The sequence below is a fragment of the Caballeronia sp. SEWSISQ10-4 2 genome, from assembly GCF_030464885.1.
Classification (GTDB): Bacteria; Pseudomonadota; Gammaproteobacteria; order Burkholderiales; family Burkholderiaceae; genus Caballeronia.
Genome location: NZ_JALPRJ010000147.1, coordinates 1 through 11,579, shown reverse-complemented (window position 1 = coordinate 11,579; position 11,579 = coordinate 1). Strand labels below are relative to the sequence as shown.

The window sequence follows — 11,579 nt, the reverse complement described above, 5'->3', positions numbered from 1 at the left end:
CCGTCTCCTTACCTCCCCGGCCTGAAGTCCGGGGTTTCACGGAGACCCTGATGAACGCGCGGGCGGGTTTTATCGTGCCGAGAAGAACGCCCGGACTGCAGTCAGCGCGGTTTCAACCGCCGCGCTGTCCACGTCCAGATGCGTGACCCAGCGCTGTTTCGTGGCGCCATACGCCGACGTAATGCCGATCCCGCGCGACGCCAGATGCGCCTTGAAGTCGGCGGCAATCGTGCTGTCGACTTCCACGAACACGATGTTCGTGTCCGGCATCGTGACCCTCAATTGCTCGAACGCCGACAGGCCTTTAGCCAGGGTTGCCGCGTTGGCGTGATCGTCGGCGAGGCGCGCTACGTTGTGCTCCAGCGCGTATAGCCCGGCCGCAGCGAGAATACCAACCTGCCGCAAGCCGCCGCCGACCATCTTGCGCGTGCGCCGCGCCTTCGCGATCAACGGCTCGCTGCCGACCAGCACCGAGCCGACCGGCGCACCCAATCCCTTCGATAAACACACGGACACCGTATCGAACGGCTTCGCCAGCGTGGCCACCGGCGTTTTCAGCGCCGTGGCTGCATTGAATATGCGAGCGCCGTCCAGATGAGTTGCAAGGCCGTGGCGACGGGCAAGCGCTGTCGCCGCTTCCATATAGTCCTGCGACAAAACCTTGCCGCCAATGGTGTTCTCCAGCGCCAGCAGTCGCGTGCGCGCGTAGTGCGAATCGTCGGGTTTGATCGCGTCCTCGATATCCGCAAGCAGCAGCGAGCCGTCCGGCTGATTGTTCAGCGGTTGTGGCTGGATGCTCCCAAGCACGGCCGCGCCGCCCGCTTCCCATCGGTAGCAATGCGCTTGCTGCCCGACGATGTACTCATCGCCACGTTCGCAATGGGCCATCAGCGCAACGAGATTCGATTGCGTACCCGACGTCAGGAACACTGCCGCTTCCTTGCCAAAACGCTCGGCCATCACGGCCTCCAGCTTCGTGACGGTCGGGTCGTCGCGGAAAACGTCATCACCGACTTCGGCCGATGCCATCGCGGCGCGCATCGCCGGGCTGGGTCGGGTGACGGTATCGCTGCGGAAATCGTGCTGAATTGGGGTGCTCATTACGGCTCCTGGTCGGGAAGCGGCTATTTTGCCATCAGGAGGCGGAAGGTGCTGTGCGGCGGGATGGTGAATCAAGGGTATGCGGACGGTAGTTCATCTGCTTTCGAGCTTTAAAGCTGCCGAGATTTGCATGGTAGGTGTCAAAAAACTAATAAAATCAAATGGATACATCACATATTCAATCTAAATTATTATAATGTTATTTTTCTTCAATAAAATCAAATGTTTAGTCTATTTTTTTCTAGTTAAACAAGAACATGAAGAAGATTTGAGGCAGCACTTTAAGATCCAGCATCTTTGGAGCAATTCTTTTTTCGCAAAAACAGACATTTACATCCATTTTTGACGGTGATTTCGAGATTGAAAAAATATCACATGTGTTACGAAAAATAATTATTTAATATCAGTTAGTTAGTTACATTTTTAAACCTAATATATGAGGTTTTTTAATGCCCGAGCCACGACCTCGAACAGTCCACCACCCCAACCCTCAAAAAACTCCCTTCGCACGGGTCACAATTTCGCCATCTCCCTAAGCCGCGCCCCTCGACCGTGTAGAGTTTCGAACATCCGGCTTCATCCATTCACCCTTCATCGCGCCGATGCCCGAAATCCAATGAACGCGCCCGAATCCAAATTTCAAGACGATCCTCAAATTGGCCGCTACGAGCGCTCGACGGGACAAGCCACCGAGTGGTGGCAGGTAACGCTCTCCGACCGGCCACAGATGTATCGGATCGAACATGGACACGGCGATGGGCCGGCCAATATCGACACGGTCGTCGATCTGGAAAACCTCAAGTCGAAGTTGCAGAAGTGGCATCGGGAGGGGTTTTTCCGCCCCGGCGATCCCACGCTTGCATCGCTGCCGGCCGCCGGAAGAGTGAGCTTTCTGAAGGGGCTTCGGCACGCGGTGCTCCATCCGTCACAAGCCTCGAATCGGGTCGCAAACGGAGCAACGACGGTCATCGGCACGGTGGAAATGCCTGTCGGCCAGGCTGGTCCGCTCGTGCCGCCCCTGAACACTGCGTATCTCTTCCCCGAGCGTTTCAGCGACATCCTTCAGGACATCGTGGAGAACCGTCGCGTGCTGCTGATCGGCCATACCGGCGCCGGTAAAACGAGCCTGATCGAACAGGTCGCGGCGCGCACGCAACGCGGCGTCTTGCGGGCGAACATGAACGGGCAGACGACCATCGGCGATTTCGTGGGTTTCTGGACCGTGAAAGGCGGCGAAACGCTCTGGGTGGACGGCGTGCTGCCGACCGCGATGCGCGAAGGCCTGTGGCTCGTGGTCGATGAAATCGACTTCGCCGAGCCATCGATACTCGCGGTTCTCACCGCCGTGCTCGAACCCCATGGTCGTTTGCTGTTAAAGGAAAAAGGCAACGAACTGGTCGCGCCGCACCCGTCTTTCCGGCTATTTGCTACGGCGAATGCGGTTGGCGCGATGAGCGTTTATCGGCATTTGTATCAGGGCGCCAACCTGATGAACGAAGCGTTCCTCGATCGCTGGCGTGTGTATTTGCTGAATTACCTGTCGCCGGAGGAAGAGGCGGAAGTGTTGATGCGCACGCTCGGCGCCCGTGTCACGCGGCCAATGGCGCAAACGCTCGCCGCGATCGCCGCCGATTGCCGGGCGGCGTTTGCCCGCGAGGATCTGGCGAGCGCGTTTTCCACCCGGCGTTTGCTCGACTGGGCCGACCTGATGCTGCGTTCCGGCGACCCGGAACGCGCCGCCGGCCCCGCGATCTACGCGAAAGTGAGCGTCGAGGACGCCGCGCTGATCCGCAGCATCATCCGGCATCACATCGCGTTCGACGAATGAGCGCCGTACTTATGCTAAGTCACGCAAGCGTTGGACCATGTGTCCGGTGTGGGGGGGCGGCGTTTGGGCACGCTCGAGGACTTCCAGGCGAAGCGGAAAGCAGCGTGAACCTTGACGTCATCCGGTGACCGTCGTGTCCGCCCCTAACGTCACCCATTCAGACGCCGCGCTCGGCAAGATCGCGCGCGTGCTGACGGGCCGATACGGCGTGACGGTGACGTTCGATACAAGCGGACCGCGTGTGGAACGCGACCGCATCGTGTTACCGGAACTCGCCACGGAGGCCGCAGGCGCGACTGATCTGGACGCACTCACCGGCCAGCTCGACTTGCTGGTGGCGCGCTCGAAGTTCTCCGCCATCGATGAAATCAACGTGCTCAATCCCGGTGTAACCCGGCAGATCGCGCAGGCGATTGAGGACCGGCGAGTGTGTGAACGGCTGTTCAGCGACTATCCGGGTGCGCGCGGGTTTGTCGGGAAACTGCGCGAACAAACGGCGCAAAACACGCACGACCGCTGGCCGGAACTGGCCTGGCGCGACAAGCTGATCTGGTTCATCGATCAGACGCTTTGGGACGAAACGCCCGCCGTGACCGAGCGAACGCCTGCCCTGATCGCCACGCTCGGCGCCGTGAGCGAGCTCCTGCAGACCGCCCGTGCGAGCCGCTCGACGCGCGACAGCGTAGCGGGCGCGCAAGCGCTGGTTGCGCGGATCAGTTCGCTTGCCGCCGGCGATGTGAACACCATGATGTTTACCGCCGATGCCGACGACACGCTCGACGCCGAGCGCGTGTCGGGCGATCCGGATGCGCTGGACGCGGCTTCATCGCAGGAAACGTCCGACGCAACTTCCGCCGATGCCGCCAGCGCGGCCCAAGCGCCGTCGAATGCCGCGGAGGAGGCTTCGGAAGCACGATCGCCAGCCGCGCCAATGGCGTTTGATATCGACATGATCGACAGCCGTCCTCGCCTGTCAATTCCGCTCACGACCGAATTCGATCTCATCACTGACCTCACAGGCCTCGGCGATGCCGGCGCATGGCGCAACTTGCGCGCGCTCGCGCGTGCAGAAACCGCGCCGCTTACGGCACGTCTCGAGCGCGCGTTAAAAGCCGATGAACAGACGCACTGGAAACGCGAACAGGAACGCGGAGAGATTGACCGGCCGGCGCTGGCGAAATTGGTGGTGTCGCCCGGCTACCGGACGCCGTTTCGCGTCAAGCGCACCACTGAAGGCCGAGACGCCGCCGTCACGCTTCTGATCGACCGCAGCGGCTCCATGGCCGGCCGAAAGATCGATCTCGCGCGGCTCTGTGCCGCCGCGCTCTGCGACGCCCTGATGCAACTGTCCTTTGCCTGCGAAGTACTGGGCTACAGCTCAGTCGAATCGCCGGAGATGCGCGCACTTTATGAGCAGAAGCTAGCAGAAGGTGCAGATCTCAGCCGCTACAACCGCCGCGTCGAACGGCTGGACCTGCAAATCTACAAGCATTTCGGCTCGAACAATCCGGTAGGTTTAAGCGCGATCGATTGCGGTCATGAAAATCCGGATGGCGAGGCGCTGGCCTGGGCCGCGGAGCGCCTGGCTGCGCAACGCGCCGGCCGCCGCATCCTGATGGTGCTGTCCGACGGCTACCCCGCTACGGGCGACGGCCATCCGGTCATATTGCGCACAGACTTGCGGGCACGTATTGAAGAAATCACAAGCTCGGGCATCGAACTGATCGGTGTCGGACTTCTCGACGACGCCGTAGAAAAGTTTTATGCGCATAACATTGTTGTGCGCAAACTTGATGAACTCCCCGCAATGGCGTTCGCGGTGCTGAGCAAACTCCTCCTCAAGCGCGGCCACGCGCGATAAGCGCCCCCTCCAAACGCCGCTCCATCCCGCCCCAAAAAATTAATTCAGTAGCTTGCTAACGAATTGTCGTCGAAATACAATGCGCGCCATGCCCGCCATCGAAGCCCTTCGTCAATCCGTCAGCAGCGCGCTCGTCATTTCTGCCCGCCAGTGGCGGCGAACGAGCCAAGACGTCATCGCAGCCTATAACGTCTCCGAAGCCTGCGCGACACCGCTACTCATTGCGGCACGGCTGGACGCACCCGTCCGGCAAGTTGCGCTCGCGGAACTGACCGGCATCGAGGGACCATCGCTGGTGCGCCTGCTCGATCAGTTATGCGCCGCCAATCTGGTGCGTCGCGACGAGGACCCCGACGACCGGCGCGCAAAAATCATCTCGCTCACCGACGAAGGCCGCACGGTGACCGCCAAGATCGAAAGAGAGCTGATCGGACTACGCGCCGACGTGCTGAACAATGTGACCTGCGAGGACCTGGAAGCGACCCTGCGGGTATTCGCTGCGTTTAAACTTGGCGCGTCCAGTTCGGCGCAACAAGCTTCGATAGAGCTTTCAACGTCAGCGTCACCCGAAGCCAAAGCCGGCACCCCTAGCGACACCGATACGGAAGAAGGCGTCTAGCGCACCATGACGTACCCCACTTCGCGCGACTGGATATTCTCGGTCAAGACCTTCGCGGCTTCCATGCTGGCGCTGTATATCGGCCTCAAGCTGGAGTTGCCGCGTCCTTACTGGGCGATGGCGACGGTCTATATCGTGTCGAATCCGTTCGTGGGCGCGACGCGTTCCAAGGCGCTGTATCGTGCGCTCGGCACCATGATCGGCGCGTCGGCGGCCGTGCTGTTCTTGCCGCCCTTCGTCGAGTCGCCCTACCTGTTCAGCGCAGTAGTCGCGTTATGGACAGGCACGCTGTTGTTCCTCGCCATCAACGAGCGCACCGCGCGCAGTTATGTGTTCATGCTGGCCGGCTACACCATGCCGCTCATCGCGCTGCCCTCCGTGATGGACCCGACGGGCATCTTCGATCTCGCCGTCTCGCGGACCGAAGAGATCGTGCTCGGCATCGTGTGCGCTAGCGTGGTCGGCGGCTCCATCTTGCCGAGCCGCCTTGCGCCGACGCTCATCGAACGGACCGATGCCTGGTTCCGCGACGCCGCGTTCTACGCGAAAGAAACGCTCTCCGGGCGGATGAGCGGCAAGACCATCTCGGCGTGCCGGCAGCGGCTCGCGGTCACCGTCAACGCGCTCGAATTCCTGTTGAGCCAGCTCGCCTACGACCACACGCGGCCCGACGTGCTGGCGCGGACGCAGGCGCTGCGCGGCCGGATGCAGTTGTTGCTGCCGATCATGTCGGCGATCGGCGACCCGCTGGCGGCCTTGTTGGGCGGCAAGAACCCGCCGCCCGGCCTCGAACCGCTGCTCGCCGACATCATCAAATGGTTCGACGAACCCTTGTCGACGCGCATTGACGAAGCATCGTCCGCCGACGCCGATCCGCAAGCCGATGCGCTGCGCAGCCGGATCGCAAGCCTGCAACCCGATCCGGACGGGCTGCGAACCTGGGAAGGCGCGCTGCTGTCGAGCACGCTGTGGCGGCTGAAACAACTCGTGGATGTCTGGCAGGATTGCCGCGCGCTGCGAGTGATCATCACGAACGAGCGAGGTCGCTGGAAGCCCCAATACCGGCATTGGCGGCTCGGCGGCACGCAGCAATACTTCGATCGCGGCATGTTGCTGTTCTCGGCGGCTTCCGCGGTGCTCGCCATTTTCATTTCGTCGAGCCTCTGGATCGCGTCCGGCTGGAACGACGGTGCGAGCGCGGTCGTGCTGGCGGCGGTCGCGTGCTGCTTCTTCGCCGCCCTCGATGAACCCGCGCCGCAAGTGTTTGCGTTCTTCACCTACACCTGTCTTGCCGTGGTGCTCGCCGGACTGTATCTGTTTGTCGTCCTGCCGACGGTGCACGATTTCCCCATGCTCGTGATCATGTTCGCCGTACCGTTCATCCTGATCGGCACGCTGATCCCGCGCCCGCAATTCAACCTCGCGACCATGCTGACGGCCGTGAACACGGCCACCTTCATCAGCATCCAGGGGACCTACGACGCGAACTTCCTGACCTTCATGAACAGTGATCTGGCCGGCCCGGCGGGTCTGTTGTTCGCGTTCGTCTGGACTCGCGTGACGCGGCCGTTCGGCGCTGAACTCGCGGCGTCGCGGCTGGTCCGCTCAGCCTGGCGCGACGTGGTGCTGAGTGCATCCACGCGGCCTGTCGCCGATCAGAAAAATCTCACCGCGCGCATGATCGACCGCCTGATGCAGATCATCCCGCGTCTCGCTGCCAGCGATGACCAGCGTCATCCGGCCATCGACAGTTCTCGCGATCTGCGTATTGCCTTTAACGCACTCGATCTGCGGCGTTTGCGGCGGCGTCTGCACGACGCCGATCTCGCTTCGGTGGATCGCGTGCTGGAAGGCGTGCATGGCTATTTCCAGCAGTGCGTGGAGCGTGGTGTGCGCCAGCCGGTGCCGGCGAGCCTGGAAACGTCGATCGATCTGGCGCTGGACCGCATCACGCGGCGCGGCGGCGCGGTTCAAGCTGAAGCGGAAGCACAAGCCCACGCAGCGGCGGTGCAGCCGGGTCGGACTCGCCCTGTCCCCGAGCGTCAGATTCGCGATGCGCTGCATGCGCTGGTCGGCATGCGTTTGTCGCTGTTCCCGGAAACACTCACGCCCGGGCTGCCGCCCGAACCGGAGCCCGCTGCATGAAACACCGCTCCCTCCGCTCCTTTTTTGAAGGCCCCTCGCGATGATCGGTGAAATCGATATCTACGGTGTCTTTCTGCCCGCCGTGCTGATCCTGATGCTGGTCTCGTACCTCTTCTGCCTGGTCGTCACCCGGGTGTTCGCACGCGTGGGCATATACCGTTTCGTCTGGCATCGTTCCATTTTCGATCTCGCGATCTACGTGATCGTGCTCGGCATCGTGGTCATTGTTTCGCATCGGCTATTACCGTGAAAAAAACCTGGTTCTCCGTTGGACAGATTCTCTTTACGCTCGTCGTCGTGGCGATCGCCGCGTTCGTGTTGTGGCGATTGGTCGGCTACTACATGTTCGCGCCGTGGACCCGCGACGGCCACGTGCGCGCCGACGTCGTGCAAGTGGCGCCCGACGTGGGCGGCTTGATCGTGAGCGTGAACGTGGCCGACAACCAGCCGGTGAACGCGGGCCAGGTGTTGTTCGTCATCGATCAGGCGCGTTATGCGCTCGCGCTGCGACAAGCCCAGGCGACAGCATTGCAACGCCGCGCAACGCTCGATCAGGCGCGCCGGGAAGACGCCCGCAACCACGCGCTCGGCGATCTCGTCGCGCGTGAAGTGACCGAGGAAAGCCGCTCGCGCGTGCAGCAGGCGGAAGCGGCGCTGGCGGATGCGGATGTTGCTATCGATACCGCGCGGCTTAATCTGCAGCGCACGACGGTGGTGAGTCCCGTCGACGGTTATCTCAACGATCGCGCGCCGCGTTCCGGCGAATATGTCACCGCGGGACGCTCGGTGTTGTCGGTGGTGGACATGCATTCGTTCCGCGTCGACGGGTATTTCGAAGAGACGAAGCTGCATGGCATCGATATCGGGCAGCAGGTGGACATCAAGGTGATGGGCGAGCCCAAAACACTGCGTGGGCATGTGCAGAGCATCGTGGCGGGGATCGAGGACCGCGACCGTTCGCAGGGATCGAACCTGTTGCCGAACGTGAATCCGGCGTTCAGCTGGGTGCGGCTCGCGCAGCGGATTCCGGTGCGGATCGCGCTGGACGAAGTGCCCGCCGACTTTCGCATGATCGCGGGGCGGACCGCGACAGTGTCGGTGCGCGAGATCGCGCCGCTTGCCAAATCGAATCCAGCGGCGACGGGTGGCGCGAGCGGTGTCGTGGGGGCGTCCGGTGCGTCCGGTTCAGCAAGTGCCCCGGGCAACGCCAGCAGTGTCGCGCCGGCTAGCGGCACGGCCAATGCCTCCAACACCTCCGCGCCAGGTACGAACCGATGAACATGCCGCGCGCCCTCGTCCTGACGCCGTTCGTGCTCGCGCTCGCCGCGTGTTTCACGGTCGGGCCCGACTATTTGGTGCCCAAAGACGCTGCGCTCAACGCGCCGTTCACCAACGCCCCGCTCGACGGCGCAGAGGGTCAGAAAACAGTATCGGGCAGCGCCGTGCCCACGCACTGGTGGCGTCTCTACGATGACCCCGTCCTCGACGATCTGGTCCAGCAAGCCATGGCATCGAATACGAACCTGCGCGTCGCTGCCGCCAATCTCGGCCGCTCGCGTGCCGCCCTGAGCGTGGCGCAAGTGCAAGGCGGCTTTTCAGGCGGCACATCGGCCGCGTTCAAACGCGCGCAGGAATCGGCTGAACAATATCTGCTCACGGAAAAGCTTCCAGTCACGAACGAAGGCGATGTCAGCATCAACATTTCGTATGAGATCGACCTGTTCGGTGTGATTCGCCGGGGCGTGGAAGCTGCTCGCGCCGATAGCGACGCAACCCAAGCCGCTGCCGATCTTGCCCGCATCACGGTGGTGGCGGATGTCGTGCGCGCGTACGTGCAGAATTGCTCGGCGGCCGAAGAACTCGGCATTGCGCAGCGCTCGCTGGACCTGCAGCGACAGCGCGTGTCCGTATCGCGGCGGCTGCAACAGGCGGGGCGCGGCAATGTACCCGATGTGACGAGCGGCCAGACGCAGGTCGCCACGCTCCTGGCGAATATTCCGGTCTTCACGGCGCGCCGTAAGGTCGCGCAATACCAACTCGCGACACTGCTGGCGCGTGGACCCGCCGATCTGCCCAAGGGCGTGTTTGCCTGCAACAGGACGCCGACGATCGCGCAGCCACTGCCCGTCGGCGATGGCGCCGCATTGCTGCGCCGGCGTCCCGACGTGCGCGAAGCTGAACGCAAGCTGGCGGCATCGACGGCTCGGATCGGCGTGGCGACTGGGGCGCTGTATCCGACGGTCAGTATTGGCGCATCCGCCGGCTTGACCGGGATTCTCGAGGATCTCGGCACACAGCCGACAGCACGATGGGGTTTCGGTCCTCTGATTAGCTGGACCTTCCCGGTGAACGGCGCGCGCGGGCGGATCCGCGAAGCGCAATACGGCGCCGATGCTGCGCTCGCTCAGTTCGATGGTGTCGTGCTGAAGGCGCTGCAGGAGACGCAGTCCAGTCTCGCCACCTATGCCGCCGATTACACACGCGCCGATGCGTTGCGGGCCGCGCAAAAATCCGCGGCTGAATCTGCTGATCAAACGCATCGGCTCTACGTCGCTGGACGGGAATCGTTTATTGCCGATCTGGATGCTACGCGCACGCTGACATCCACGAATGCGCAGCTGGCGGCGGCAGAAGGGCAGATCGCGCTCGATCAGGTCAATTTGTTCCTGGCGCTGGGCGGCGGTTGGGAGATGAGCCCTGCGGCGGCCGCGCCAGTGGCGGCGAGTGCCGGCGCGCAAACCACCAGTCGTTAAAACGGCCTCGGGAATCCATTTCCCTGGCGGCATGCAAGGTGCTGCGAAGAACATTCAGCGCGCTGGCCCATACTAGGGGAACATGCGCCATGTACTTCGATACCCGCGGCCTATGAAAACGTTCCACTGCAATCATTGCAATCAGTTGGTGTTCTTCGAGAATTTTCGCTGCGAACGCTGCGAATCGCTGCTTGGTTTCATCCCGGAAATTGCCGAAATCAGCGCTTTCGAAGACGCCGGCAATGGTCTCTGGCGTAGCCGGCACCCGGAGCGCCGCGAAGCGCTGTACAAACGCTGTCATAACTACGAAGTGGAAAAGGTCTGCAACTGGATGGTTCCAGCCGAATCAGCCGACCCGCTCTGCCACGCCTGCCGCCTCACGCACACGATCCCCAACCTGCGCGTGGCGAACCGCCGCTATTACTGGTTCCGCCTGGAAGCCGCGAAGCGCCGCCTGCTCTACACGCTCGGCGCGCTGGGGCTGCGCGTGGAATCGCGTCAGGTCAACCCGAAAACCGGGCTTCAGTTCAAATTCCTCGAGGACAAACGCGGCAAAAAAGTGCTGACCGGTCACGATAACGGCCTGATCACGATGAACATCGCGGAAGCCGACGACGCACAACGCGAACGTGTCCGGCTCTCGATGGGCGAGCCGTACCGGACGCTGCTGGGTCATTTCCGGCACGAAATAGCTCACTACTATTTCGATCGCCTGATCGCCAATACGCCGTGGATCACGGGTTTTCGCACGCTATTCGGTGACGAGCGAGCCAATTATCGTGAAGCGCTGGTCAAGCATTACAAGGACGGAGCGCCGCCGGACTGGGGCAAATCCTTCGTGAGCGCGTACGCGACCACGCATCCGTGGGAGGACTGGGCGGAAACCTGGGCACATTACCTGCACATCGTGGATACCATCGATACCGCCGTGGCCTGCGGCGTCGCCCTCATGCCGGGGAATTCGCTCGACCCGACGCTGGAACTCCGGGCCACCGCTGGCGAAGCCACCTTCGATCATCTGATGAAACAGTGGTTTCCACTCACCTACGCATTAAACAGCCTGAATCGCAGCCTCGGCATGCCGGACGCCTACCCGTTCGCGCTCGCGCCGCCCGTCGTCGAAAAACTGCGATTCGTGCATCGCGTGATCGCTGCCTCGGGACACGTCGAATCAGCAGCAACTAGCTAGTACCACTGTGTTACAAAATAAGGCATGATTCGCTTATCTTCAAGCACATTGTGAGGAGAGCGATGGAAACTACTTCGAAGAGA

At 62.2% G+C, this 11,579-nt stretch carries 9 protein-coding genes; 8 read left to right on the top strand and 1 reads right to left on the bottom strand.

The window, feature by feature from the left end; translation table 11 throughout:
• Window positions 1-69 precede the first annotated feature (69 nt).
• Complete coding sequence (gene ltaE, locus M0D69_RS42015; protein WP_301787692.1) at window positions 70-1,101, bottom strand: low-specificity L-threonine aldolase; 1,032 nt, start codon at window positions 1,099-1,101, stop codon at window positions 70-72.
• Window positions 1,102-1,717: 616 nt separating this feature from the next.
• Between ltaE and M0D69_RS42010 the strand changes: the two genes are divergently transcribed.
• The 8 genes from M0D69_RS42010 to M0D69_RS41975 all read left to right on the top strand — a co-directional run bounded on the left by M0D69_RS42010 (window position 1,718) and on the right by M0D69_RS41975 (window position 11,496).
• On the top strand, window positions 1,718-2,929 hold the full coding sequence (locus tag M0D69_RS42010) for an AAA family ATPase (protein WP_301787691.1): 1,212 nt from the start codon (window positions 1,718-1,720) through the stop codon (window positions 2,927-2,929).
• A gap of 133 nt (window positions 2,930-3,062) precedes the next feature.
• Entirely contained in the window at window positions 3,063-4,790 is a 1,728-nt protein-coding gene (locus M0D69_RS42005) for a cobalamin biosynthesis protein CobT (protein WP_301787690.1), read from the top strand.
• Between the two features lie 88 nt (window positions 4,791-4,878).
• Window positions 4,879-5,409: a MarR family winged helix-turn-helix transcriptional regulator gene (locus tag M0D69_RS42000; protein WP_301787694.1), complete on the top strand. Its 531-nt coding sequence runs from the start codon at window positions 4,879-4,881 to the stop codon at window positions 5,407-5,409.
• Window positions 5,410-5,415: 6 nt separating this feature from the next.
• On the top strand, window positions 5,416-7,554 hold the full coding sequence (locus tag M0D69_RS41995) for an FUSC family protein (RefSeq protein ID WP_301787689.1): 2,139 nt from the start codon (window positions 5,416-5,418) through the stop codon (window positions 7,552-7,554).
• A gap of 40 nt (window positions 7,555-7,594) precedes the next feature.
• Window positions 7,595-7,804: a DUF1656 domain-containing protein gene (locus M0D69_RS41990; protein WP_301787688.1), complete on the top strand. Its 210-nt coding sequence runs from the start codon at window positions 7,595-7,597 to the stop codon at window positions 7,802-7,804.
• Entirely contained in the window at window positions 7,801-8,832 is a 1,032-nt protein-coding gene (locus M0D69_RS41985) for an efflux RND transporter periplasmic adaptor subunit (RefSeq protein ID WP_301787687.1), read from the top strand. Before M0D69_RS41990 ends, M0D69_RS41985 begins: the two co-directional genes overlap by 4 nt.
• 2 nt (window positions 8,833-8,834) lie before the next feature.
• A complete protein-coding gene (locus M0D69_RS41980) occupies window positions 8,835-10,307 on the top strand; it encodes an efflux transporter outer membrane subunit (protein ID WP_301787693.1) in 1,473 nt (490 codons plus the stop codon).
• Between the two features lie 112 nt (window positions 10,308-10,419).
• Complete coding sequence (locus M0D69_RS41975; protein ID WP_301787686.1) at window positions 10,420-11,496, top strand: putative zinc-binding metallopeptidase; 1,077 nt, start codon at window positions 10,420-10,422, stop codon at window positions 11,494-11,496.
• The last annotated feature ends 83 nt before the right edge of the window (window positions 11,497-11,579 follow it).